The sequence below is a fragment of the Microlunatus parietis genome, assembly GCF_013407955.1.
In the GTDB taxonomy this organism is placed as follows: domain Bacteria; phylum Actinomycetota; class Actinomycetes; order Propionibacteriales; family Propionibacteriaceae; genus Microlunatus; species Microlunatus parietis.
Window position 1 is genome coordinate 4,617,308 of the sequence record NZ_JACCBU010000001.1, and the last position, 24,748, is coordinate 4,642,055.

At 70.3% G+C, this 24,748-nt stretch carries 24 protein-coding genes; 15 read left to right on the forward strand and 9 right to left on the reverse strand.

Features of this window, described 5'->3' with window-relative positions; all coding sequences use genetic code 11:
- Positions 1 to 178 precede the first annotated feature (178 nt).
- Positions 179 to 958 carry a CPBP family intramembrane glutamic endopeptidase gene (locus tag BKA15_RS22190; RefSeq protein ID WP_312879701.1) on the reverse strand — a complete coding sequence of 260 codons (780 nt, stop codon included), beginning with the start codon at positions 956 to 958 and terminating at the stop codon, positions 179 to 181.
- Positions 959 to 1,045: 87 nt separating this feature from the next.
- Here BKA15_RS22190 and BKA15_RS22195 point away from each other — a divergent pair, with 87 nt between their 5' ends.
- From BKA15_RS22195 to BKA15_RS36515, 11 genes are all read left to right on the forward strand, one after another.
- Entirely contained in the window at positions 1,046 to 2,083 is a 1,038-nt protein-coding gene (locus tag BKA15_RS22195) for an aspartate-semialdehyde dehydrogenase (RefSeq protein WP_179754434.1), read from the forward strand.
- A complete protein-coding gene (gene proC / locus BKA15_RS22200) occupies positions 2,076 to 2,942 on the forward strand; it encodes a pyrroline-5-carboxylate reductase (protein ID WP_179754436.1) in 867 nt (288 codons plus the stop codon). The genes BKA15_RS22195 and proC overlap by 8 nt, the downstream gene beginning before the upstream one ends.
- Entirely contained in the window at positions 2,939 to 4,081 is a 1,143-nt protein-coding gene (locus BKA15_RS22205; protein ID WP_312879196.1) for an acetoin utilization protein AcuC, read from the forward strand. The genes proC and BKA15_RS22205 overlap by 4 nt, the downstream gene beginning before the upstream one ends.
- Before the next feature lie 246 nt (positions 4,082 to 4,327).
- On the forward strand, positions 4,328 to 4,492 hold the full coding sequence (locus tag BKA15_RS22210; RefSeq protein ID WP_281385301.1) for a helix-turn-helix domain-containing protein: 165 nt from the start codon (positions 4,328 to 4,330) through the stop codon (positions 4,490 to 4,492).
- Positions 4,493 to 4,505: 13 nt separating this feature from the next.
- Positions 4,506 to 5,738 carry a hypothetical protein gene (locus BKA15_RS22215; protein ID WP_179754440.1) on the forward strand — a complete coding sequence of 411 codons (1,233 nt, stop codon included), beginning with the start codon at positions 4,506 to 4,508 and terminating at the stop codon, positions 5,736 to 5,738.
- A 234-nt stretch (positions 5,739 to 5,972) separates the two neighbouring features.
- Positions 5,973 to 6,908: a hypothetical protein gene (locus BKA15_RS22220; RefSeq protein ID WP_179754442.1), complete on the forward strand. Its 936-nt coding sequence runs from the start codon at positions 5,973 to 5,975 to the stop codon at positions 6,906 to 6,908.
- Positions 6,905 to 7,459: an RNA polymerase sigma factor gene (locus tag BKA15_RS22225; RefSeq protein ID WP_179754444.1), complete on the forward strand. Its 555-nt coding sequence runs from the start codon at positions 6,905 to 6,907 to the stop codon at positions 7,457 to 7,459. The genes BKA15_RS22220 and BKA15_RS22225 overlap by 4 nt, the downstream gene beginning before the upstream one ends.
- Positions 7,452 to 7,667 carry a hypothetical protein gene (locus tag BKA15_RS22230; protein WP_179754446.1) on the forward strand — a complete coding sequence of 72 codons (216 nt, stop codon included), beginning with the start codon at positions 7,452 to 7,454 and terminating at the stop codon, positions 7,665 to 7,667. The genes BKA15_RS22225 and BKA15_RS22230 overlap by 8 nt, the downstream gene beginning before the upstream one ends.
- Positions 7,668 to 7,732: 65 nt before the next feature.
- Positions 7,733 to 8,626 (forward strand): phenylalanine 4-monooxygenase, encoded by an 894-nt coding sequence (locus tag BKA15_RS22235; protein ID WP_179754448.1) that lies wholly within the window; start codon positions 7,733 to 7,735, stop codon positions 8,624 to 8,626.
- 252 nt (positions 8,627 to 8,878) lie between these two features.
- Complete coding sequence (locus BKA15_RS22240) at positions 8,879 to 9,397, forward strand: pyridoxamine 5'-phosphate oxidase family protein (RefSeq protein WP_179754450.1); 519 nt, start codon at positions 8,879 to 8,881, stop codon at positions 9,395 to 9,397.
- Between the two features lie 9 nt (positions 9,398 to 9,406).
- The gene (locus tag BKA15_RS36515) at positions 9,407 to 10,075 is read left to right on the forward strand and encodes a TetR/AcrR family transcriptional regulator (protein WP_179754452.1); all 669 of its coding nucleotides are present in this window, start codon (positions 9,407 to 9,409) and stop codon (positions 10,073 to 10,075) included.
- Here BKA15_RS36515 and BKA15_RS22250 read toward each other — a convergent pair.
- A complete protein-coding gene (locus tag BKA15_RS22250; RefSeq protein ID WP_179754454.1) occupies positions 10,072 to 10,947 on the reverse strand; it encodes an NAD(P)-dependent oxidoreductase in 876 nt (291 codons plus the stop codon). The genes BKA15_RS36515 and BKA15_RS22250 overlap by 4 nt on opposite strands.
- A 47-nt stretch (positions 10,948 to 10,994) precedes the next feature.
- On the opposite strand from BKA15_RS22250, the gene BKA15_RS22255 reads away from it, so the two are divergent.
- Positions 10,995 to 11,354 (forward strand): MerR family transcriptional regulator, encoded by a 360-nt coding sequence (locus BKA15_RS22255; protein ID WP_179754456.1) that lies wholly within the window; start codon positions 10,995 to 10,997, stop codon positions 11,352 to 11,354.
- Positions 11,355 to 11,452: 98 nt separating this feature from the next.
- Here the strand turns inward: BKA15_RS22255 and BKA15_RS22260 are convergent, their stop codons facing one another.
- The gene (locus tag BKA15_RS22260; RefSeq protein WP_179754458.1) at positions 11,453 to 14,449 is read right to left on the reverse strand and encodes a glycoside hydrolase family 2 TIM barrel-domain containing protein; all 2,997 of its coding nucleotides are present in this window, start codon (positions 14,447 to 14,449) and stop codon (positions 11,453 to 11,455) included.
- A gap of 125 nt (positions 14,450 to 14,574) precedes the next feature.
- Between BKA15_RS22260 and BKA15_RS22265 the strand changes: the two genes are divergently transcribed.
- A complete protein-coding gene (locus BKA15_RS22265; RefSeq protein ID WP_179754460.1) occupies positions 14,575 to 15,207 on the forward strand; it encodes an HhH-GDP family DNA glycosylase in 633 nt (210 codons plus the stop codon).
- A 165-nt stretch (positions 15,208 to 15,372) separates the two neighbouring features.
- Positions 15,373 to 16,563 (forward strand): phosphotransferase, encoded by a 1,191-nt coding sequence (locus tag BKA15_RS22270; RefSeq protein ID WP_179754462.1) that lies wholly within the window; start codon positions 15,373 to 15,375, stop codon positions 16,561 to 16,563.
- 697 nt (positions 16,564 to 17,260) lie between these two features.
- On the opposite strand, the gene BKA15_RS34955 is transcribed toward BKA15_RS22270, so the two are convergent.
- The 6 genes from BKA15_RS34955 to BKA15_RS22300 form a co-directional block, all read right to left on the reverse strand.
- Positions 17,261 to 17,485 (reverse strand): hypothetical protein, encoded by a 225-nt coding sequence (locus BKA15_RS34955; RefSeq protein WP_218871530.1) that lies wholly within the window; start codon positions 17,483 to 17,485, stop codon positions 17,261 to 17,263.
- A 159-nt stretch (positions 17,486 to 17,644) separates the two neighbouring features.
- Positions 17,645 to 18,481, reverse strand: a complete 837-nt coding sequence (locus BKA15_RS22280; RefSeq protein WP_179754464.1) for a phosphotransferase enzyme family protein — start codon at positions 18,479 to 18,481, stop codon at positions 17,645 to 17,647.
- 41 nt (positions 18,482 to 18,522) lie between these two features.
- Positions 18,523 to 21,366, reverse strand: coding sequence for an FAD-binding and (Fe-S)-binding domain-containing protein (locus BKA15_RS22285; protein WP_179754466.1), 2,844 nt, complete (start codon positions 21,364 to 21,366; stop codon positions 18,523 to 18,525).
- An 8-nt stretch (positions 21,367 to 21,374) separates the two neighbouring features.
- Entirely contained in the window at positions 21,375 to 22,157 is a 783-nt protein-coding gene (locus BKA15_RS22290; RefSeq protein WP_179754468.1) for an ABC-2 family transporter protein, read from the reverse strand.
- 11 nt (positions 22,158 to 22,168) lie between these two features.
- Entirely contained in the window at positions 22,169 to 22,936 is a 768-nt protein-coding gene (locus tag BKA15_RS22295; protein ID WP_179754470.1) for an ABC-2 family transporter protein, read from the reverse strand.
- Positions 22,933 to 23,934 (reverse strand): ABC transporter ATP-binding protein, encoded by a 1,002-nt coding sequence (locus tag BKA15_RS22300; protein WP_179754472.1) that lies wholly within the window; start codon positions 23,932 to 23,934, stop codon positions 22,933 to 22,935. The genes BKA15_RS22295 and BKA15_RS22300 overlap by 4 nt, the downstream gene beginning before the upstream one ends.
- A 90-nt stretch (positions 23,935 to 24,024) precedes the next feature.
- Here BKA15_RS22300 and BKA15_RS22305 point away from each other — a divergent pair, with 90 nt between their 5' ends.
- On the forward strand, positions 24,025 to 24,747 hold the full coding sequence (locus BKA15_RS22305; protein WP_179754474.1) for a MerR family transcriptional regulator: 723 nt from the start codon (positions 24,025 to 24,027) through the stop codon (positions 24,745 to 24,747).
- Position 24,748 lies beyond the last annotated feature (1 nt).

A 24,748-nucleotide genomic window follows, 5' to 3' on the forward strand; every position in this document is an offset into this window, starting at 1 on the left:
CGTCGGACTGGGTCGCGTCGGGTCCGCGTCCAAGCGGCGGTCCTGCAGGCGGCTGCCAGCGGTGAGCGGCGACGGGGAGTCATCGGCTGTCGGAGCACGAGGAATCGTCACCGCGGTTACCACCAGCCTACACCACGGATCCCCAGCTGCTTGTTGATCAATCGATCGCCGACCATGATCACAACCAGTCGACGTGCGGCGCCACCAGGGAATAACCGACGAACGCCACGATGTCGAGCAGCAGATGGGCGACGACGAGCGGGGCGACCCGCTTCCATTTCAGATAGATCAACCCGAACACCAAGCCCATGATCAGGTTGCCGATGAAGCCGCCGAACCCCTGATAGAGATGGTACGAGCCGCGCATGACGGCACTGGTGAACAAGATCGCGACCACCGGCCAGTTGAGCTGGCGGAACCGGGTGAACAGGTAGCCGATCATGATCACCTCCTCCACGATCGAGTTCTCGGCCGCGGACAGGATCAAGATCGGGATCGTCCACCACTGGTCGGTCAACGCGGACGCCTGCACCTGGGTGTTGATCCCGAGCGCCCGGGCGGCGAGATACAGGCCGAGGCCGGGGATGCCGATCCCGGCGGCGATCACGGTGCCGAACCAGGCGTCGAAGCCCGGCCGCCGATGATCGAAACCGATCGTGCGCGGGCCGTCACCCGGGTCGCGGTTCAGCAGGTACAGCGCCAGCAGGGCCGGCACCACGCCGAATCCGACCGCGGCCAGCTGGTAGGTCAGGTCCAGCCAGGGCCGGTCCGGCACGATCGACGGGTTCAGCGTCGAGGTCTGCTGGTTCAGCGCCTCCGGCCGGGTCAGCCGGTCCGCGATGGCCAAGATCGAATAGATCGCCGAGCGGCCCAGCGACAGCGCCAGCAGCAGGATGATCTCGAGGCCGTACCGGCGCGTCGGAACCAGTCCGGCCAGGGCGGGCTCGGAGGTGGGCACGGTCACGGGGTCCATCTTGCCCGACCGGCCCTTCCTCGATGCGGACAGACTTTTCTCGACCGGGGCGCCCGCCCGTAGGCTGTCGGCATGCGTGTTGGTGTATTCGGAGCGACCGGACAGGTGGGCGGCGTGATGCGCACGCTGCTCGCCGAGCGCCGGTTCGACGTCTCGGAGATCCGGTTCTTCGCCTCGGCCCGTTCGGCCGGGACCAAGCTGCCCTGGGGTGACGGTGAGGTGGTGGTCGAGGACACCGAGACCGCCGACTTCGCCGGGCTCGACCTGGCGCTGTTCTCCGCCGGCAAGCACGCCTCCAAGGCCGTCGCGCCGAAGGTCGCCGCGGCCGGCGCGATCGTGATCGACAATTCGTCGGCCTGGCGGATGGATCCCGAGGTGCCGCTGGTCGTCGCCGAGGTCAACCCGGAGGACGCGCGGAAGCCTCCGTTGGGCATCATCGCCAACCCGAACTGCACCACGATGGCCGCGATGCCGGTACTGGCGCCGCTGAACCGCGCGGCCGGATTGGTCCGGCTGCAGGTCACCACCTACCAGGCGACGTCGGGTTCCGGCGGCGCCGGGGTGGCCGAGCTCGACCGGCAGGTCCGGGCGGTGGCCGACCGGGCCGCGGCGCTCGCCTTCGACGGCCGCGCGGTCGAACTGCCCGCGCCCGAGGTGTACGCCAAGCCGATCGCGTTCAACGTGCTGCCGCTGGCCGGCTCGCTGGTCGACGACGGCTCGGGCGAGACCGACGAGGAACAGAAGCTGCGCAACGAGTCGCGGAAGATCCTGCACCTGCCGGACCTGCTCGTGGCCGGCACCTGCGTCCGCGTGCCGGTGTTCACCGGTCACTCGTTGGCCATCCACGCCGAGTTCTCGCAAGACCTGTCGCCGGAGCAGGCCACGGCGCTGCTCGCGGAGGCGCCCGGCGTCTCGCTGCTCGACGTACCGACTCCGCTGGATGCGGCCGGGCAGGACCCGAGCTACGTCGGCCGGATCCGCGCCGACCAGTCCGCCCCGGCCGGCAAGGGCCTGATCTTCTTCGTCAGCAACGACAACCTGCGCAAGGGCGCCGCGCTGAACGCGGTCCAGATCGCCGAACTCGTCCAGAAACAACTGGTCCATGGCTGATCATGATCGGCTCGCCATTCTCGGCGCGGGGGTGATGGGGGAGACCGTACTCTCCGGGCTGCTCCGCGCCGGCTGGGATGTGGGCCGGATCGTGGCCACCGACCGGCGGCCGGCCCGGGAGGCCGAGCTGAAGGATCGGTACGGGGTACGGATGCTGACCAACCTCGACGCGGTCGCCGAGGCGGACACCGTGCTGATGGTGGTGAAGCCGCAGGACATGCGGGACCTGCTGACCGAGATCGGCCCGTCGGTCCGCCCGGACACCTTGATCGTCTCGCTCGCCGCCGGCGTCGAAACGATCTTGATCGAGGACCTGCTGCCGGCCGGGGTGCCGGTGGTCCGGGTGATGCCGAACACGCCGGCCCAGGTGGACGAGGGGATGGCGACGATCTCCGCCGGCCGGCACGCCGGTGATGATCATGTGCAGCGGGTCAGCGCGATCCTGGCGGCGACGGGCCGGGTGCTCGTCGTACCGGAGAAGTATCAGGACGCCGTCACCGCGATCTCCGGCACCGGCCCGGCCTACCTGTTCTTCGTGGTCGAGGCGATGATCGAGGCCGGCGTCCACCTCGGGTTGCCGCGGGACACCGCGACCGAGCTGGTGGTGCAGACGATGCTCGGCTCGGCGAAGCTGCTTCGGGAGACCGGCGAGCACCCGACGGTGCTCCGGGAACGGGTCACCTCGCCGGGCGGGACCACGGCCGCGGCGATCCGCGAGCTGGAACAACACCGGGTGCGGGCCGCGTTCATGGGCGCGATGGAGGCCGCCCGGGATCGCAGTCGTGATCTTGCTGCCGCAGCCCGGGCCGCTGCCGTACAAGATCATCAGAGCGGGAATGATCATGGGGGTACTGGGTGAGTGCACGGCTGATCTACGGCGAAGAGCTGACCCGGTACGATTTCGGGCCGCACCATCCGATGGGGCCCGGCCGGGTCCGCGGAGCCATCTCACTGGCCCGTCAGCTCGGAGTCCTCGATCGGCTGGAGGTGGTCCCGCCGCCTCCCCTGGACGAGTCGCTGATCACGACCGTCCACACCCCTGACTACGTCGAGGCGGTGAAGTCCGGCCGCCCGGACGCCCAGTACGGGCTCGGTACCACGGACAACCCGATCTTCCCGCAGATGCACGACATCGCCGGCCTGGTGCTGACCGCGAGCGTCACGGCGGCCGAGGCGGTCTGGACCGGGGCCGCCCGCCGAGCCTGCAACATCAGTGGCGGCCTGCACCATGCGATGCCGGCCAGCGCCAGCGGCTTCTGCGTCTACAACGACGTCGCCGCCGCGATCCACTGGCTGCTCGACCAGGGCTGCGAACGGGTCGGGTACGTCGACGTCGACGTCCACCACGGCGACGGCGTCCAGACGATCTTCTACGACGACCCGCGGGTGACCACGATCAGCCTGCACCAGAGCCCGACCTGCCTGTTTCCTGGCACCGGCTTCCCGACCGAGACCGGTGGCCCGGACGCTCCCGGCTCGGCGGTCAACGTGGCGTTGCCGCCGGGCACCGACGACCGGGACTGGCTGCGCGCGTTCCACGCCGTGGCGCCGGACGTGCTGCGCGCGTTCGAGCCGCAGGTGCTGCTCACCCAGCACGGCTGCGACACCCACCGCAGCGATCCGCTGGCCGACCTCGACCTGAGCGTCGACGGGCAGCGGGCGTCCTACCTGGCGCTGGCCGAGCTGGCCGCGGAACTGTGCGACGGGCGCTGGATCTCCACCGGCGGCGGCGGCTATGCGAGTGCCTCGGTGGTGCCGCGGGCCTGGACCCATCTGCTGGCGATCGTGTCCGGTGAGCCGGTGCCGCCGGACACTCCGCTGCCGCAGGCCTGGCTGGACGAGGCCGACCAGGTGGGGCCGAAGTCGATGAGTGACGGCGCCGAGGTGTCGTTCTCCCGGTTCGAGCACGGCTACGATCCGGCCAGCGCGCTGGACCGGGCGATCCTGGCGACTCGCCGGGCCGTTTTCCCGGACCTCGGACTGGACCCCGAATTCTGAGCTTCGAAGGGCGACTCGTCAACGATATCGTCGGCGTGTCGCCGCTGAATTTGCGCTGACTACTTTCCCAACTGCCTCAGTTGCCACTACTCTCACAGGAAGAACTAGTCGTGCGCCGGAGGGGAAGCCGGCGCGGGCCCGTGTCTCAGCGGAGCCCTACCAGATTGGGGTTGAGGAACGATGGCTGAAGCCGCGCATCCGGGGAAAGGCAGGTCGGCGCCGTCCGATCTGTCGGGGGTCAAGTTCATGACCGTCGCCGAGGTGGCCGCCATCATGCGGGTGTCGAAGATGTCGGTCTACCGGTTGATCCACAACGGGCAGCTCGAGGCGGCCCGCTTCGGCCGCAGTTTCCGGGTCTCCGAGGCCGACGTCGACGCCTATCTGCGTCGCTCCTACGACGTCGCCGGCTGACCGCCGGCCGCCCGTGCTGCGGCGCGGGTTCGCGACGCTGCTGTCGCTGCTGGCCATCGCCGGGCTGCTCCGGTTGATCCTTCCGTCCGTGCTGGATACCCCTGACGCCCGGGCTCCGGGTGTCGCGAGCCAGCTCGATCACCTCAAGACCCGGCTCACCGACGGCTCGGCGCGCGAGGCGCAGGCCCTGTTCCCGGAGGGCGAGTTCTTCACCTTCATCCTGTACGGGCTCGCCCGCGTCGACGAGGTCGCCCGCGGCGGCGATCCGGCCGGCCTCGCGGAGGCGCGGCGGGCGTTGGACCTGGCCACGGCGCCCGCGGTACGGGAGCGGTTCGGGGCCGATCAGCCGCTGCCGTACGGGATCTTCTACGCGGGCTGGACCAACTGGCTGCGCGGCGCCCTGTTGCAGCAGCAGGAGCCGCGCGACCCGGAGTTGCTGGCCGAGTTCACCGAGCAGGCGCGGGCCATCGCTGCCGCTTTCGTCGCGGCGCCGTCGCCGTACCTGACCTCCTATCCGGGGCAGGCCTGGCCGTGCGACTCGGTGGTCGGTGTCGCCTCGCTCGCGCTCTACCGCGAACTCACCGGCGAGGTGTCCGTGACCGCCGTCGTCGACCGCTGGCTCGCCGCTTCCCGGGACCACCTCGACCCCGCCACCGGACTGCTGCCGCACCGGGCCGACCCCGAGACCGGCCGACCGCTGGAGGGTGCCCGGGCGACCTCGCTGACGGTGGCGCTGGTCTTCCTGCCCGACGTCGATCCCGGCTTCGCGGCCGAGGCGTATCGACGGTTCCGGGACACGTTCTTGATCACCCCGCTCGGCATCCCGGCGGTCCGTGAGTTCCCGCGTGGAACCTCGGGGGCGGGCGACGTCGACTCCGGACCGCTGATCGGCGGCGTCAGCCTGTCCGCGACCGTGGTCGCCCTGGGTGCGGCGCAGAACAACGGCGATCGGGCCCTGGCGGCCGAGATCGGCACGGCCGGCGAGCTGATCGGGCTGCCGCTGGACCTGCCCGGCGGCAAACGGTACGCGGCCGGCCTGCTGCCGATCGGCGACACCTTCGTCGCCTGGGCCAAGGGCGTCCGCCCGCTCGTCGCCGACCCGGTCCCGGAAGTTGAGTCGGCGGTCGGTCCGGCCTCGCGCACCATCTGGGTGATCGCCCTACTCCTGCTCGCTTTAGTCGGCTGGCTCCCCGAACTCCGCCGCCGACCCGAGGGTTCCGGCTCCGGCGCCGGACACGTTTCCTGAGCCGGACACCCCGAACTGAACAGCTGGGCCGAGTCGCGGATGCGGAGGTCGGGGCATGTCGCGATTCCCCTTCGCATCAGACAGTGCAACGTTGTACCGGCCGGTCTCGGTCGATGCCAAGAGAAATCGCGACATCACCTGGCAACCTTGGTCTGCCACGGGGCACCGGCGCCGACCCAACGTTTGCGATGCCGGTCCGTCTTCCTTGGTGACATCGCAACCAGGAGGCAACCGATGACCGCACAACAGACCGAGACGCCGGGGCGGGAGATCTCCGGGCCGGTCGCGGACCTGACCGCCTATCGCACCGCCGAGGAGCTCGCGCACATCAGCCAGATCAACGCGGGGTGCATCGTGGTCCGCGAGTCGCTGGCCGTCGCGGCCGCCGAGATCCCGGCCAATGTCGGCGCCACCATCACCGTGCCGGACGACGTCGCGGTACGGATCCAGGCCGGCATGGCGACGCTGGGCGGCGACGCGTTCGCCCCGGAGGAAGGGCCGAACACCGCGTTGGTGGTGGTCGGCGGGCTGATCGTCACCGAGCCGGTCCGCCAGGTGACCTATCGGCAGATCTCCGTGGTCGGGATGATCCTGATCCCGAGGGGCTCCGAGTCGCTCGGCGGGCGCCTGACCCACCTGATCGGCGGCGCCCGGACCTACGAGTACGAGGAGGGGACGCAGGTGCGGTCGGTGGCCGGCGATGCGACGCTGTCGGCGGCGATGATCGCCAACGAGGACGGGAACCCGAAGGACGTCCTGCTCGCCTCGGGCGAAGTGCTGATCGACGAGCCGGTCGAGACGGTCGGTTATCAACAGGTCATCGTCTCCGGCCAACTGATCGCGCCGCGGGAGAGTCGGGACCGGTTCGGCTCGAAGCTTGAGCTGGCTGGGCAGGGCTTCTGGTATCGCGGTGCGAATCCACGCGTCGTCGGCGGCGACGAGACCTACGACGCCGACTTCCTGTCCCTGGTCGACGAACCGTTGAGTCTGATCGTGACGGGCAAGCTCACCTTCGCCGACGACGTGACCAACGAGTTGATCAAGAAGGCCGTGGCCGACATCGTGCTGATCGGGACGATCACCGTGCCACCGGCCGGGCAGGCCGCGGTCCGGCTGCTGAACCGGGACGGCGGTGGCACCATCGTGATCACCGGGGACGCACCGGGGTGATCGTTCCGGCCGAGACCCGGCAGGCGTTCGAGCGGCTCTACGATGATCATCGGCAGGGCGTCTGGGCGCTGTTTCTGGGCCGGCACGGCGACCGGACGGTGGCCGAGGAGCTGACCCAGGAGACGTTCCTGCGGCTCTGGCGGCGGATCGACGCGGTCGCGCCGCTCGGCCCGGATTCCCAACGGGGCTGGATCTTCCGGGTCGCCCGCAACCTCAGCATCGATGCCTACCGGACCGCCGCCGCGGCGCGCACGGCGGTCCGCCAGGTGGCCGACGACCTGCGGCCGAGAGCCGCCGGGGACGAGGCCGCGACCGACGTCGCCGAGGTTGCGATCGACCGGGAACGCCTGGCCGCGGTGGACCGGGCGATCTCGACGCTGCCGGAGACCCAGCGAGTGGTGCTGAGCATGATCGCCGTCGGCGGTCTGCGCGCGGTCGACGTCGCCGAGGCACTGGAGCTCCCCGCCGGGACCGTCCGCTACCGGTTGTCGGAGGCTCGACGTACCCTCAGAATGATCTTGGAATCAGAACTGGAGCGTACCCATGGCTGAGCTTGATCAACTTCTCACGGAGTGGGGCCGCAGTCGCCGACTGCCGGACCAGGTGAGTGACCGGATCCGTACCGCGATCCTGGCGGAGCCGTCGACCACCCTGCCGGTGCTGTCCGCGGCCTGGTGGCGGACCGTGCAGCCGCCGACGAACCCGGCCCGGGCCGGACTTCGCGCCGGAAACCGTGTGCTGGCCAAAATCGCGGCCTGACGGGGGACGTTTCGGATTGCGAGACGCCTTCGCCGGTGGCAACGTGGGTGGCGAAGGAGGGCAACATGTTCGAGGAAGCACAGTTGTACTCCCCGGTCACCACCGGGGAGGACGGTACGGTCACGGTCCACCTTTCCGCTGACCATCCTGGCCGCAACGATCCCGCATACCGGGAGCGTCGCAACGCGATCGCGGCCCAGGCCTTGACGTGGACGGCCGGCACGAATCCGCCGGTCATCGACTACCTGGAGTCGGAGCAGGAGGTCTGGCGTACGGTCCAGCGGGAACTGGCGATCAAGCACGAGAAGTACGCGTGTCGCGCGTTCCGCGACGCCGCCCATCGGCTGAACCTGCCGAAGGACCGGATCCCGCAGTTGTCCGAGGTCACCGTGGCGCTGCAGCCGCTGACCGGGTTCCGCTACGTTCCGGCCGCCGGCATCGTCCCGGTGAAGGAGTTCTACGGTGCGCTGGCCGATCGCGAATTCCATTCCACGCAATACATCCGGCACGCTTCCGCGCCGCTGTACACCCCGGAGCCGGATCTGATCCACGAGGTGATCGGCCACGCCAATCTGCTGGCCGACCCGCAGTTCGCGGAGATCAACCGACTGGCCGGTGAGGCGGCCCGGCGGTCCGAGACCGACGCTGGCGTGCAGTTCGTCGCCGACGTCTTCTGGTTCACGATCGAGTTCGGCGTCGTGTACGAGGGCGACGAGCTGCGTGCCTACGGTGCCGGGATCCTGTCCAGCTACGGCGAGATCGAGGAGTTCCGCTCCATGACCATCCGGCCGTTGGACTTCCACGCGATGGGCACGATCGACTACGACATCACCCACTACCAGGACACCCTGTTCGCCGCGCCCTCGATGGAGGGCCTGGTCCAGGAGGTGTGCGGCTTCTTCGCCGGCTTCGACGACGACACCCCGGCACGACTGGTGGCGCACGCCGGAACGGCCTGACTGGACCGGGGACCCATGGGTGGGTGAGGCGGTGACGATTACGCGCAACCCGATCACCGCCCCCGGACTCCTGCCCAACTCGACGATCACCGAGTACCCGACCATTCCCCGTACCACCGCGTACCCGACCACACTTCATCGAATCGACTGTGAGGTTAGGGACCTGAAATCTCGCGATCCAGGTCGTTAAGTCCACACTCGACGCGCTCGGGCTGGTTGGGTCCTTTACGTTGTACATGTACGGTGTAGAGCATGATCGCGAAGACACCGACGGCCGACCGGGCCGGAATCGATGCCGGGTACCAGGGGCGGGACGGCGTGAGCAGCACGGCTCCCGCCGTCCCTGCCTGGGACGACGTTGCGGCGCGGCTCGCCGCGGCCAAGAACTACTGGGTGGTGACGGCGGCTGCCGACGGCCGGCCGTGCCCGCGGCCGCTGTGGGGACTCTGGGTCGACGGCGCACTGGTGTTCACGGTGCTGCGATCGACCCGTACGGCACGGAATCTCGCCGAGAATCCCTTTGCCACGGTGCATCTGGAGAGTGCCGAGCAGGTGTTGATCATGGAGGGCTCGGTCGTGGAGCTGTCGGCCGAGTCGGTCGGCGACTTCTTCGGTGCCTGGCTGGCGAAGTACGCCGCCGAGGGTGCGGTGGCGAGCGAAGGGGTCGAGCTGGACCGGATGATCTATCGACTGACACCGCGCCTGGCCCACACCTGGACCCTGAACCACTTCCCCTCCGACGCGGTCCGCTGGAACTTCGGCGAGTCGTAGGCTGTCGGCGTGCCGACCACCCCACCGCAGTCGCGGCTGACCCCAGCCCTGATCGTCGATCACGCGTTGCGGCTGGCCGACGCCGAGGGTGCTCGCGCGGTCGGGATGCGGCGACTGGCCCGCGAGCTGGACGTCACCCCGATGGCGCTCTACTGGCACTTCAAGACCAAGGAGGACCTGCTCGACGCCGTCGCCGACCGGATCTTCGCCGACGTCGATCGTGATCTTGGCCGCGGCGGCTGGCGGACCAGGTTCGAGCGGCTGCTCCGGGCCGTCCTGGCGGTCGTCCGTGATCATCCGGCGGCGGCCGAGCTGCTGGCCGGGTCGAGTGGGTTCGGTGATCATCAACTGGCGGTGCAGGAGTGCGCCCTCGAGGTGCTCCGGCAGGCCGGGCTGACCCCGGAGCAGGCGGCGAACGTGTCCGGCCATGCGCTGACGGCGATCCTCGGCATGGTCCGCTCCGAGCCCGGCCGGACCCGCGCCGGCGTCGCCTCGGCCGAGGAGCAGCGGCGGGTGCAGGCCAGGCTCGCCGCGCTGCCGCCGGACCGATTCCCGCGGATCGTCGAGGCCGCCGGGCCGCTCAGCCGCTGCGACGACCCGGAGGCCTACGACGAGTTCGGGCTGTCCCTGCTGCTGGCCGGCGTCGAACGGCTGGCCGCCCCGCCGCGCCGGCGCTAGGCCGGGTTTGCGAACTGCTCGACCAGTACGGCGTACCCCTGCTGGCCCTTGCCGTCCGCCGCGCCACGGTCGGCGACCGACTTCACGTAGCGGGGCAGGTCCAGGTTGAGCCCGAGGGTCTCGCTCTCGGTGAGCAGGTGGTTCATCGCGGCCAGGTGGATGTCCAGGGTCCCGTCCAAGGCCGGATACTCGCCGTCGTCGATCTGCTTCGCGTACCCGGGCAGCCAGTCGGCCACCGCGCGCAGGGTGGCCGCGGCCAGCGGCGCGAAGGTCGCCGCGTCGACCCCGGCCGCGCCGATCAGCGCGGCGCCGTGCAGGTAGCCGTTCAGGGCTCCCCACATCAGGCCAAGGCCGGCCATCTCGAGCAGGGCGGCCTGCCGGTGATCATCGCCGACGTGGATCGCGGTGCCGAGCCGACCCAGCGTCTCCGCGTGTCGGTCGAAGGCCGCCCGCGGCCCGCTGTAGATGATCGTCGTGTCGGCGGTGCCGATCATCTCCGGCGACGCCAGGATCGCGCCGTCCAGGAATTCCACCCCGTGCCGCTCGGCCCAGCCGACGAACTCGGTCGCGGCCGAGGACGGCCCCGAGGTCAGGTTGATCACCACCGTGCCGTCGAGCGTACCGTCCTGTTGATCAAGGATCTCCCGTACGGCAGCTGGATCGGTGACGCAGATGATCACCAGCGGGCTCGCATGGGCGGCGGCCGTGGCCGAGCCGGCGAGTGTTGCACCGGCCTCGACGAGCCGGTCGGCCTTGCTCGCCGTGCGGTTCCAGACGGTGGTGGGATGGCCGGCGGCGAGCAGAGTCTCGGCCAGGGCGTGGCCCATCAGACCGAGGCCGAGGACGGACACAGATGTCGTGGTGTTGATCATGACCGTATCCTCAACCTTCAGAACGGTATGAAGGTCAAGGAGGGACGATGCGGATCGGTGAACTGAGCCGGCGGACCGGGGTGCGGACGCACCAGTTGCGGTACTACGAGGCCCAGGGGCTGCTCGAACCGGTGCGCGGCGGCAACGGTTATCGCGAGTACGACGAGGACGCCGTCACGACCGTCCGTCAGGTCCGGCAGTTGCTGGCCGCCGGCCTGTCCACCGAGGAGATCGCCTTCCTGCTCCCGTGCGCGACCGGCACCGGCCCCGACCTGGAGCCGTGCCCGGAGCTGATCGACCTGCTGCAGGAACGGCTGCAGGGCCTGGACGACCGGATCCACGCCCTCCGGTCGTCCCGCCGCGCCCTGCTCCGCTACCTCGAGGTCACCAAGCAGAAGGTCGCCTGACTTCACCAGGTTTCCTGTCGCTTTACCAGGGAAGCTTCTCTGGTATAGCGACAGTTTTTCACGTTACGTGAAAAACCGACCGGCTCCGGAAGCCCTGGTCAGGGGGTCGGGAAGGTGAGCGTGAAGGTGTGGGCGCCGGGCCAGAGCGCGTGCCGGGGCAGGACGTCGATGCCGCAGGAGCGCGAGCCGAGGCCGTGCACCGCATGGTCGACGTACAGGTAGATCGCGTCGTTGCTCGGCAGTTGGTACGGGTGTTCGGCGCGATCCAGGTCCTGCGGCGTGTGCCGGGTCAGCGTGAACCCGGGCCGGTGCCCGGCCTGGTCCGGCAGGGTCGCGACGCGCAGCCGGACCGCCTCGCCGGTGCCGATCGCCAGGTCGCGCAGCTCGGCGCGGTGCCCGGTCTCCTGCGGTCGCGAGTAGACCACGTTGAGCTCGTCCACCGAGCCGCCGAACCGGCCGACCCGCGCCGCGACCGCGCTGTCCGGGTAGGACTCCAGCGGCCCGGTGCCGAACCAGTCCGCGTACTCGCAGTCGGCCGGCAGATCGAATCGGACGCCGACCCGGGGCCAGGTGCAGTCCCAGCCCTGCGACGGGGTGAGTTCGACCCGCAGCGACAGCTCGCCGTCGGTCACTGTCCAGAGCTGGTCGACGTCGACGAACAGGCCGCTGTTGGCGGCGCTGACCCGGACCCGGGTGGTCAGCCCGGTGTCGCTCGCGGTCACCGCCAGGACCCGGTGGACCAGCCGGTCGAGGCCGCGCCGGCGCCACCGTTCGGCCGACGACGGGCCCTTGACGCCCTCGCCGCGGGTCTCCTCCGGGGCGCCGAGTTCGTACGAGCCGCGGCTGCTGCTCCGGTCGTTGTCGGTCGGCCCGCGGAAGAGCTCAAGCCGCGGACCGGCGACGGGCACCCCGTGCAACGAGGTCAAGGTTCCGGACGTCGCGTCGAAAACCGCCGGACCCAGCTCGACCGTGTCCGTCGCCGGTACGCTCTCGGCCGCCCGCACCGGGATCGGCTTCGGGGCGACCCGTGCGGACACCGGCCACTGCCCGCGCGCGACGACATGCCCGGCCTCGGCCCACGGGGTCGGCTCGGCCAGTTCGGCGAGCACGGTCAACCAGGCCTCACCGCTCACGTCCGCGGTGATCAACTTCTCCGGCAGCTCGACGGCCACCTCGCCGCCCGGCGCCAGGTCGGGCACGGCCAACTCCGTGTCGACGGCCGGCTCGCCGTCGATCTCGAGCAGTCCGCGCAGCCGCAGCCCGGCCAGGTCGGCCGAGTGATAGCGGCTCTTGATGATCAAGGTCGAGCCGTCGCGCCGGAAGAGCAGCGGCTGGCTGACGGCGGCGACCTCGGCCAGGCCGGGGCTCGGTTGATCATTGGGCAGCACCAGGCCGTCCATCACGAAGTTGCCGTCGTGCACGACCTCGCCAAAGTCGCCGCCGTAGCCGTAGTAGGGCGTGCCGTCCGAGGCCTTGGTCAGCAGACCATGATCACGCCACTCCCAGACGAACCCGCCGTGGTAGCGCGGCGAAACGTCCAGGAACGCTTCGTAGTCGGCGATCGCGCCGGGCCCGTTGCCCATCGCGTGGACGTACTCGCAGAGCAGGTACGGCAGCCGGCGGACCCGCTGCGCCTCGGCCGGACCGCAGCCCATGATCTCTCCGCTGTCGGACAGGATCGACGCCATCTCGACCAGGCTCGGGTACATCCGCGAGTAGACATCGGTGTAGCTGCCCGTGTAGTCGCCCTCGTAGTGCACCGGGCGTTCCGGGTCGCGGGACCGGATCCACTGCGCCATCGCGGCCAGGTTGGCGCCGGAACCGGACTCGTTGCCGAGCGACCAGATGATCACCGACGGCCGGTTCTTGTCCCGTTCGACGGTCCGCACCACCCGGTCCAGGTAGGCCTCCCGCCAGGCCGGGTCATCGCTCGGATTCCCTTGCCAGCCTAGGGTCCCGAAGCCGTGCGTCTCCAGGTCGCACTCGTCGATCACCCAGAAACCGAGCTCGTCGGCCAGCTCCAGCACCCGCGGATGCGGCGGGTAGTGGCTGGTCCGGATCGCGTTCACGTTGTGCCGCTTCATGGTGATCAGGTCGGCCCGGGCATGATCTTCGTCGAACACCCGGCCGCGCTCCGGATGGGTCTCGTGCCGGTTCACGCCGTGGAAGATCACCTGGTGGCCGTTCACCAGCAGGCGTTCGCCCTCGATCCGTACCGTGCGGAAGCCGAGCTGCACCTCCACCTGCTCACCGGTCGAGCGCACGGTCGCCGAGTAGCGGCGGGGACGCTCGGCACTCCACGGCTCGACCTGCGGCAGCCGGATCGGCTCCAGATCCTCGATGGAGCGGTAGATGTGGCCGATGCCGAGCTCGGGAATCTCAATCGTGACAGGGAACGCGGTGGGGTGGGCGACCAGCTCCGGGGTCACGGTGCCGGATCCGGTTTCATGATCATAAGCGGTCCGCAGCCAGACATCCTCGAGGCCACCACGGGGCCGCCCGAGCAGCGTCACGTCCCGGAAGATGCCGGGCAGCCACCACTGATCCTGATCTTCCAGGTACGACATCGAGGACCACTGGTGCACCCGGACCATGATCACGTTCTCACCCGGCCGGACCAGACCGGTGACGTCGAACTCGGTGGCCAGCCGGCTGCCCTTGCCGACGCCGACCTCGGTCCCGTTCAGCCAGACCTTGAAGATCGACTCGACGCCGTCGAAGCGGAGCACGATCGTTTCGACGTCCCAGTCCGGCAGCGTGAAGGTGCGTCGATGATCACCGGTCGGGTTTTCGTCCGGGACGTGCGGCGGGTCGATCGGGAACGGGTACTGGACGTTGGTGTACGCCGGCTGCCCGTACTTCCCGTCGCCGTGCAGCACCCAGTGCGACGGCACCGGCAGGGTGTCCCAGTCCCGGTCGTCGAAGTCCGGCGCCGCGGCCGCTTCGTCGACGCGCGCGGTCGGCGAGAGCCGGAACTTCCAGTCGCCGTTCAGGCTGAGCCGCGGGGCGTCGGAGTGCAGCCACGAGCGCGGGGCCCGGCGCGGTCCGGAGCCGGGCTGGTAGTCGGTGACGTACGAGGGAACGGGGATGACCATGGCTCGACGCTGACCTTTCGTGAACGCTCACATTCGTGCGGCACCATCATGACAGGTCGCCCTGTGCCGGTTCGAACGCCGGTGTGGCTGGGTACCGGACCCGCGAGCGGAAGGGGCACTCGAGGATGACGGAATCGGACGACGAGACGGTGCGGCAGTTGCTCGCCGAGCACGGCCGGACCTACGCGGAGGAAGCGGGCATCACGCTGCGGGACAAGCCGTCGCCGCTGTATCGGCTGCTGGTCCTGGCGCTGTTGTTGTCGGCCCGGATTGACGCGGCGATCGCCGTCGCCGCGGCCCGGGAGTTGTCGGCGGCCGGCTTCCGTACCCCGGAACGGATGGCGAAGGCCACCTGGCAGCAACGGGTCGACGCGCTCGGCCGGGGCCACTACCGGCGCTACGACGAGCGGACCTCGACGATGCTCGGCGACGGAGCGACGCTGCTGCTGGACCGCTACCGGGGCGATCTGCGGCGGCTCCGGGATGAGGCGGACGGGACCGCGGACCTGCTGGACCGGCTGCAGCAGTTCCCCGGCATCGGCCCGGCCGGGGCGTCGATCTTCGCCCGTGAGGCGCAGGGCGTGTGGCCGGACCTCGCGCCCTATGTCGACGAGCGCACGGCCGACGGCGCGGAGCGGTGCGGGCTGCCCCGATCGGCCGACCGGCTCGCCGCTCTGGTCCCGCCGGAGGATCTGCCGCGGCTGGCCGCGGCACTGGTGCGGGCGATGCTCCGGGACGGCCGAGACTCGGGCGGCTGACCCCTGGTGCGGCCCGGATCGTTGTGATACAACGGTTTCAGCGCTTCGGGACGCGCCGAGACTCGCCGGAAGGCTGGAAGCCACCCGTTTCTTGATCATGGTCGCGTGGTTGTGCGTCGACTCGTGGATCGCCCGTGCGAGTCCGGGTGAGAGACGAGGAATGACGTGAAGACCCTGCCCGACCGCCCGAGCATGGACCACCTTCGGCAACAGGCCAAGGAATTGTTCGCCGGGCTGCGCGAGAACCAACCGAACCTCACCCTGAGCGGTGCCCAGACCCTGCTCGCGAAGCAGTACGGCTACCGCGACTGGCCCACCCTCAAGGCGGAGGTGGACCGCCGTCGCGCCGACGTGAAGACGGCCGCTCCGAAGCTGGCGGCCGAGTTGGCCGACCGGTTCGACCTGGGCCGGCCGACCGGTCCGATGGAGGCCCTGACCTTCAGCTGGGCCGGCCAGGTCTGGGCGCTCACCACGGACCGGGGGAACTGGCGCCTGACCGAGTTCCTGGACTACACCCCGACCGACAACCTCGAGGTCGAGTTCCGGCTCGTCGAGGCGGCCGTCGCGGCCGGGGTGCCGACCGCCGAACCGGTCCGGGACCGGACCGGCCGGCCGCTCGCCGAGGTCGAGGGCCGCCGCTGGCGGGTGCACCGGGACCTGGGCGCGGGCACCGAGGTGGCGATCCCGATCACCGCCGGGACCGCGGTCCAGATCGGCCGCATCGTCGGCACCCTGCACCGGCTCCGGCTGCCGGCGCCCGGCCCGGTGAACCAGTGGATCAGTTGCCGAGCCGACGAGGACCTGCTGCGCCGCCAACTGGAGCGCTCCCGGGCCGCGGACGCGCCGTGGACCGAGGCGTTCGAACGGGCGCTGCCCGGTCTGCTCACGCTGGCCGCGACCGTCGTCGACGACCGCGATCCGGCCGAGGAACCGATCCTCAGTCACGGCAGCCCCGGGCCCGGCACGTTCCTGCGCCGCAACGGTGGCGAACTGCTGCTCACCGGCTGGGATCACGCCTGCTCGATCCCGCCCAGCTGGGAGCTCGGCTCGGTCCTCGAACACTGGGGGACCGAGCCCGGCGGTGCGCTGAACGAGGCGACGGTCAGCGCGATCGTCGCCGGCTATCGGGAGGCCGCGGGTGCTGAGCCGTACCTCGAACTCGGGATGTTCAGCGGCACCGTGACCGGCTGGCTGACCTGGGTCGAGAGCCGGGTGAACGTCGCCCTCGGAGCGAACGACGAGAAGGCCCGCGACCACGCCGCCCGGGAGCTGCCCGGCCTGCTCGACACCCCGCTCACCGTCGCGCACCTGGAACGCGTCCTGGCTGCCGCGAGGAAGCCCGCGCTCGTGGCCTGACCACGCCCTGGACCTGAGCGGCGTTCCCGCGGGAACGTCTCCGTATCCGACGGCCGGGCAGGTCCGCTGACGGCCTCCACCCCACGACCCGACCGAAGTGGATTTCCGCCGCGACTGGAGCGTGTTGCGGATTCGGCACAGCCGTGCGACACCGCGGAGGATCTTGTTGGTGCGGTGACGTCGTCGAGCGGACGCCCTGACCGGCGAATCCGCCCACTTTGCTGCGGCTCAACGGCCGAGAAATCGGTCCCCAGTGCAGCAAAGTGCAAAATCGTGCCACTCGCCCGGTCGGCCTGAATGGCGTCCACCTCACGACCCGACCGCTGTGGATTTCCGCCGCGACTGACCGGCTGAAGTTCACTCCGGTCGTGGGCCTTGGGTACGGGCCGGGCCGCAAGATCTTCGGCGATGGCGCTTACGGATCGAATTCCGCAACACCCCTGATTGACCGGCCGAAACTCACTCCGACCCTGACTATCGGGGTCCGCCATTCGTCAAGGGGTCAGGACGCCCCTCAGCTGTTGGCACGGCAGCGGCGTCTTGGGGTTGAACGAACCTCACCCACGACCCAACTCGTGGCCGACCTAGCCGGGCGTCGTAGGGAAGGCCGGTGGAGCGGGTTCGGTAAGAACTTCAAGATCAACAACGGTCGGTGGGTCCTGACCTTTGTCGACGGCAACCTGTCGCGACGCGGCCTTCAGCAGTACGAGCTCGCGCTGTAGCCTCGCCAGACTCCCTCATCCGGGCCGGTGATCACCGCGACTACGGTGCTCCCCGGAACGACGACTCCGCGTTGGCAGAGATCGATGACGCCGTACAGCATCTTCGCCACGTACACCCACTCGAGTCGAGTGCCGTGCTGATCCTCAAAGCTGTCGATGAACTCCGACAACTCCGGCGTCTTCTTGATGAAGTTGATCAAGGAACCTGGGTGAGTCCTTGTCCCGGTAGGTCTGCCGATCCAGGTAGACGAGTCGCATCCCACGGTCGACGGTGAAGGCGAGCGTGGGATTCAGCGGTTGGTGTTCCTCACCGCGGACAAGGCCGATCGTCCGCAGCCCAACCAGGTCCAACTCGTTCGCTACGTCCGGCAGTAGGGCCGGAACACCTCGAGGTTGCGGTCCACGTTCCGGATCCGGTCGAAGCCCCAGGTCTCGACTCCGGGACGGTCCATCTCGTTCGACACTCGCGCCGACAGGTCGCGCAGGCCGCGGGCGAGCAGGGCGAACTCCAGATGATCAAGGTCGAGGTCGTCGGCGGCGTAGGCGTCGAGGAACTCCGCCAGGCGATCACCGCCGTCGGCGGCGACCCACAGGTCGAACTCGCGCGGCCCGATCACGGCGTAGTCCCAGTCCAGGATCGCCGCCACCTCACCCGCGTCGTCGATCAGCAGGTTCAGCCCGTGGAAGTCCGTGTGGCAGACGACCTGCGGCACCGCCTTGCCGGCCAGCCGTGCCCGTACGTCGTCCAGCCGGTCGATCGCGGCAGTCAGCTTGGCGGCGCGGTCGGCGATCCACGGATGATCAAGCTGCCGCCCCAGGGCTCGGATCTCCGGCTCGGTCGTGTCCACCGGCGGTAGTTCGACCCGGACCGGTGCCTCGTGCACCTGGCGCAGTGCCCGGGCGGCCACCCGCCAGTCGTTCCAGGTGGCCGTACGCCCTTCCAGGTAAGGAAAGACGGCGTAGCTGCGGGTGCCGGTCGGGACGGAGAGCTCGCCGCGGACGGAGCGCAACGGTTCCACGACCGGCAACCCGAGTGCGCCCAGTTCGCCCAGCTGCCGCAGACCGGTCGGCTGCTCACCCTCCGGCCAGACCTTGACGAACCAGCGCCCGTCGGCAACCCAGCAGTCGCTGGCGAAGCCGCCGGGGTGCGGCTCCAGCGAGGAGATCGCCAGTCCGTAGTCGCGTTCCAGGTCCACGCCCGCATCCCAGCAGGTTCGACGGTCGGCCGCCAGCGAATTCAGGGTCGGGTGGCCTCGTCGAGCAGCTCCAGCAGATGCCGGTACGGACGCCCGGTGGCCCGGGTCAGCCCGAGCTCGCAGGTCCGGTTGACGGAGGCGTACGCGTCGAAGTGGCGGCCGCCGATCTCGGCCGCTTCGGCCTGGGTCGCGGAGGCGGTCAGTTCCGGGTGCAGCAGGCCGCGGTCACCGGCGAAGCCGCAGCAGGCCCAGGCGTCCGGCACCACGACCTCGTCGGCGATCGCGCGGCCGATGGAGATCATGGCCGGATTGCCGCCGTGCTGGGTGGAGGAGCAGGTCGGGTGCAGGGCGAGCGAGCCGAGCCGGCGGTTGATCGTGAGCTTCGGCAGTACGCGTTCGGCGACGAAGTCGACCGCGTCCATGATCATCGTGTCGGTCCCGTCGAGCAGGGTCCGGAACCCCTCGGTGCAGGAGGCGGCGTCGCTGATCACCGGCAGCCGGGCGGTGCCGGAGGCGGCGCTGATGATCGGCCGGACCCGGTCCCGCATCGCCTGCCAGCCGGACAGGAAGCCCTTCGACTTCCACGGCGTACCGCAGCAGACGCCGCCGATGCCGTCCGGGACGACGATCTCCACCTCGGCCCGGCCGCACAGGTTGAGCAGCGCCTCGGACACGCCGATGCCCTTCTCACCGGCGAAGTCCTGCTCCGGCCCGAACATCGTCTGGATGCAGGCGGGCAGATAGATCGCCTCCGGCTCGCGGGTCGGGTGCGGCCGCCGGACCCGGCCGCCGCCGGGCAGGTCGGGCTGCCAGAGCGGCACGGTGTCGGTGCCGAGCAGCGCCCGGCCGAGCTGATTGACCCGGGTCACCGCGGCGGCCGGGGCGCGCCGGGCGACCGACAGGGCGAGGCTGCCGGCGCGGGAGCCGGCGTCCCAGCCCCGGGCCGCGACACCCCAGCCGGCTCGCCCGGCCGCCGGCGCCTGCTCGGCGCGGAGCCGCTTGACCAACTGGCCGGTGTCGATCAGGACCGGGCACGCGGTGGCGCACATGCCGTCGGCGGCGCAGGTGTCCAGGCCGTCGTAGTCGTACTCGGCGCGCAGCTCAGCCGCCAGTTCATGATCACCCTCGGCCTCGGCGCGGGCCAGTTCCCGGCGCAGCACGATCCGCTGCCGCGGCGTCAGGGTGAGGTCGCGGCTGGGGCAGACCGGTTCGCAATAGCCGCACTCGACGCACCGGTCGACCTCGGGCTCCACCTCCGGCGCGGTCTTCAGATGCTCCAGGTGGGCGTGCGGGTCGTCGTTGATCAGGATCCCCGGGTTCAAGATCGTCTTCGGGTCGCAGAGTCGCTTGATCTCGATCATGACCTGGTAGAGCTCGTCGCCGAACTGACGCCGCACGTAGGGCGCCATGATCCGGCCGGTGCCGTGCTCGGCCTTCAGGGTGCCGTGCTGGGCCAGCACCAGGTCGACCAGATCCTCGGTGAAGTCGGCGTACCGGCGCAGTTGATCACGGCTGCCGAGTTGCTCGCTGAGCATGAAGTGCAGGTTGCCGTCGCGGGCGTGGCCGAAGATCACGCTGTCGTGGTAGCCGTACCGCTGGAACAGGCCGGTCAGTTCCTCGCAGGTGGCCAGCAGCGAGGGCACCGGGACCGCGATGTCCTCCAGCAGCGCGGTCGTGCCGGGTGCACGGTTGCCCGCGATCGTCGCGTAGAGACCCTTGCGGATGTGCCACAGATCGCCGCGCCGGCCCGGGTCGGAACTCAGCTCGGCCAGCCCGGTGATCGGGAGTTCGGCGATCGTGGCCAGCCCGAGTTCGGTCCGGCCCCGGAGCGTTTCGGCGTCCGGTTCGGCGTACTCGATCAACAGCGCGGCGTGATCATGAACGGCCAGCCCGAGCAGGTCCGTGGTGGCCTGCGGATCCCGCTGCGCCACCCGCAGCGAGGTGGCGTCCAGCAGTTCGATGCTGACCGGTTCGGTGTCGACCAGCACCGGCAGGGCGCGGGTCGCGTCGGCCAGCCGGTCGAAGATCAACAACCCGGTGCCGACGGCCGGATGGGCCGGCACGGTACGGAAGGTGGCCTCGGCCACGAACGCCAGCGTGCCCTCGCTGCCGATCACCAGGTGCAGCAGCAGGTCCACCGGGCGATCATGGTCGAGGAACGAGTTGAGTCCGTACCCCATCGTGTTCTTGATCGAGTACTGCTCGTTGATGATCTTGACCGAGGTCGGGTTGTCCCGGACCCGGTCGCGCAGCTTGTCCAGGCCGAGATAGAGCTCGGGCTCGGTCAGCCGCAGCCGTTCGTCGGCGTCCGGGGCGGCGGTGTCGAGGACGGTGCCGCTGGGCAGGATCAGCACCGCCGACTCCAGCGTCCGGTACGTGTTCGCGGTGATCCCGCAGGACATGCCGGAGGAGTTGTTGGCCACCACGCCGCCGATCGTGCAGGCCGCCTCGCTGGCCGGATCGGGGCCGAGCTTGCGGCCGTACCGGGCCAGCCGGGTGTTCACCTGGCGCACCGTCGCGCCCGGCTGCACCCGGACCCGGAGCCCGTCGTCGAGCACGTCGATCCGGCGGAAATTGCGCCGGGTGTCGACCATGATCGCGTCCGTGGAGGCCTGGCCGGACAGGCTGGTCCCGCCGGACCGGAAGGTGAGCGCCCGGCCGGTGACGGCGCTGGCCCGCAGCAGCGCGGCCAGCTGACCGGCGTCCCGCGGCACGACGACGGCCTCCGGCGTGAGCAGGTAGTGCGAGGCGTCGTGGGCGTACGCGAGCCGGTCGGTGGCCCGGGCCTTGACGCCCCCGGGCACCAGCGCTTCCAGTTCGGCCAGCAGGGCCGGGTCGACAGGCACGGACCTAGTCTGCCCTGGCCTCCGCCGGAGCGGGTCCATCGGGTCGGTCAGCTGGTGGCGCTGCCGTAGTTGCGGACCCCGCGGTTCCAGACGATCACCGCCAGCACCGCGCTGACCGCGGCAACCGCGGCGCCGGCGCCGACCCAGACCGGCGACCAGGCGCCGACCAGGACTCCGGCCGGGGCGGTGGCCAGGAAGGCGACCGGCAGGATGGTGGTGAGCAGCCGGAGCGGCGGGTTCAGCATGCTGGTCGGGTAGCCGCCGAGTTGCCAGAGCGCGTCGTAGGCGACGTCGAGGCTGAAACCCAAAGCCCAGAAGACCGACGCAGCGATCAGGCAGCGGGTGGCCCACATGATCACCGTCGCGGCGATCACCAGGACCAGCCAGCCGGCGATCGCGGTCGGGCCGGGCGTGGTCGGACCCGAGCCGGCGGTGATCACGACGACGACCAGGCCGAGCGCCGCCTGGGCGAGGGCGATCGGCGCGGCGCCGCCGAGGCTGGCCAGGAAGATCGACGGCGCCGGCTGGGTCAGCACCGCGTCGAACCGGCCGTCGGCGACCTGGCCGCCGTAGAAGCGCAGGTTGGGCTCAACGAGTGCCTGCCGGAGTCCGGAGATCAGCTGGAACGTGCCGAGCAGGGCCACCGCCTCGGTCAGCGTGAAGCCGCCCAGTTGATCGGTCCTGGTGAACACCGCGAGCAGGGCACCGAGCGACGCGGTCAGGGCGATCAGCGTACGGACCAGCTCGAAGGCCAGGTCGGCGCGGAAGGCCACCTGGCGACGCAACGACAGCGAGAAGAGCAAGGCATAGAGCCGGACGAACCGCATCATGATCATCCTCCTCAGGCGCCGACGGCCGTGAAGACGCGCAACCCGCGGCGCCAGACCAGAGCCGTCACCACGATCAGGACCAGCAGCCAGCCGGCCTGGACCGCGTAGCCGGCGACGAGTTGCGGCCCGGTGAGCACGCCGGCGGCGATCTCGCCGGGCAGCCCGAGCATCGACCAGAACGGCAGCCAGCGGCCGGCCTCGGCGATCGGTCCCGGCAACAGGAACAGCGGTGCCGCGATCCCGCCGAGCAGGGCGATCCCGGTGTCGCCGAACGACACCAGGGCCGACGCCCGGTCGGTCCAGAACGCCGTCAACGCCAGCGTGATCGTGAACAGGAAGCGGAGGACCCCGGCGATGATCAAGGCCGGCACGGCGAGCACCACATCACCGAGTCGCAGCGGCAGGCCGGCGGTGATCGCGACCAGCAGCAGCACCGGGAGGCCGAAGATCCCGTGCCAGAAGCGGAGCCCGAGGTTCGCGCCGGCGGCATTCATGATCACCGGCCTCGGCCGCAGCAACCCGTCGACGATGGTGCCGTCGTAGATGCTGTTGCTGAACGTGTGATCCTCGTAGCTGACCGTGAGCAGCTGCACCGCCAGCACGGCGAAGAAGTAGCCGCGGACCGCTGAGGAGTCCGGCATCACCGCGGTCCAGAGCAGCAGCCCGATCAGCGGACCGATCGCCTGGTTGAGCACCAGCGTGACCAGGAACGAGCGCCAGCTCCACTGCTGCACGGAGCTCTCCCAGGCGGCGATCGCCAGCTGCTTGATCATTCTCATCCGCCGGACACCTCGTCGCGGTAGAAGCGGTCCAGGACGACCTCGAGCGGCGGATCGACGACCGATACGTCCGTCGGCCGGATCTCGGCCAGCAGCCGCGCCGCCACCTCCGGCGCCCGGTCCCGGTCGACCCGCAGCGACACCGTACGATCTTGATCACTGATCACGTCGCCGTACTGCTGCCACGACACTGGACGGTCCAGGTCGTAGGTCAGCCGGATCTCCTTCCAGGACGACAGTTCCCGGGCCAGCGTGGCGAGTGCCCCGTCGAAGCGTGGCCGTCCCTTGTCGATCAGGATGATCCGCGAACACAGCGCCTCGACCTCGGCCAGGTAGTGGCTGGTCAAGATCACCGCGGCTCCGGTGGTGGCCGCATACCGGGCGACGAAGTCCCGGAACGCCAGGGCCGCCGACGCGTCGAGGCCGATCGTCGGCTCGTCCAGGAACAGCACCCGCGGCCGGTGCAGCAGGGCCAGCGCGAGCCCGGCCCGCATCCGCTGGCCGAGGCTGAGCGCGCGGACCTGCCGGTGCAGCAGATCCCCGAGGCCGAGCAGCTCCTCCAGTTCGGCCAGGTGGGCCGCGCAGTCGGCCCGCGGGATCTCGTACAGCAACCGGCGGAACTGGAACTGGTCCTGCACGGTCAGCTCGGTCGCCCCGCCGATCGGCTGGCTGCCGCGGAGCAGTGCGATCGAGGCGAGGAAGGACCGTTCCCGGCGGCCGGGCCGGTAGCCGAGCACGGTCGCGGAGCCGGCGGTCGGTTGCAGCACTCCGGCCAGCAGTTTCATCGTGGTCGTCTTGCCGGCGCCGTTCGGGCCGATCAGGCCGACCACCTGGCCGGCCGGGATCCGGAACGACAACCGGGTGACCGCCTCGACGGTACGGAACTCGCGGCGGACCACGGAGGCCAGGGCGGCCCGGAGACCGCCGGCACGGATCGGCACGCGATAGGTGCGGGTCAGCTCCTCGACGATCACCGCGTCGTCAGAATGGGGCGTCATTGCGGCAATGTAGGTTCCTCGACTCAGTTGCAAGGTTTCGTGAGGTCGCCGGCCTGAGCACTGTCGGTGCTGCGCTCTAACCTTGTATCCGTGGTTGAAGAAGCCGCGGTACGTTACCGACCGGTGGATCTGGGTCGGGCGGTCGGGCTCGGGCCGTCCCAGATCAGGAACTACGAGCGGCTCGGCTTCCTGCCGCCGGCGCACCGGACGGCGCACGGGTATCGGCGGTTCGGCGAGGAGCACCTGGTCGCGTTGCGGACGGCGCGGACCATGATCACCGGCTACGGCTGGCAGCGCGCCTGCGACGCACTGGCCGCGGCGCACCGGGGCGACGCGACGGCCTCGCTGGCGGTGGCCGACGAGCGGCACGCGTCGCTGCACGCGCAGCGGGAGCAGGTGGCGCAGGCGCTGGACGCGCTGCGGCGCACCCGGGGGCGGATCTCGGCGCTGGCCGGGCTCCGGGTCTATCGCGGGCGGACGGTCGGGATCGGCGAGGCCGCCGCGGCCGTGGGCACGACGACCTCGGCGGTCCGCTACTGGGAGTCACGCGGTGTGATCACCGCGCAACGGGTCGCCGGCCGGCGCCGGTACGACTACCGGCTGCTCCAGCAATTGCAGCTGATCAAGCTGCTGCGCGACATCCGGTACGGCTTCGGCGCCATCGCCGTGGTCGTCCGTGATCTTGAGGAATCCCCGGGAACCAAGGCGATCGAGGCCCTGGAGGAGCGGCGGGCCAAGGTCGAGCGGGCGTCCCGGGCGGCCGCCGTGGCCACCCGGGCCCTGCTGGACTACCTGGACCGGCTCGGGCTCTGAC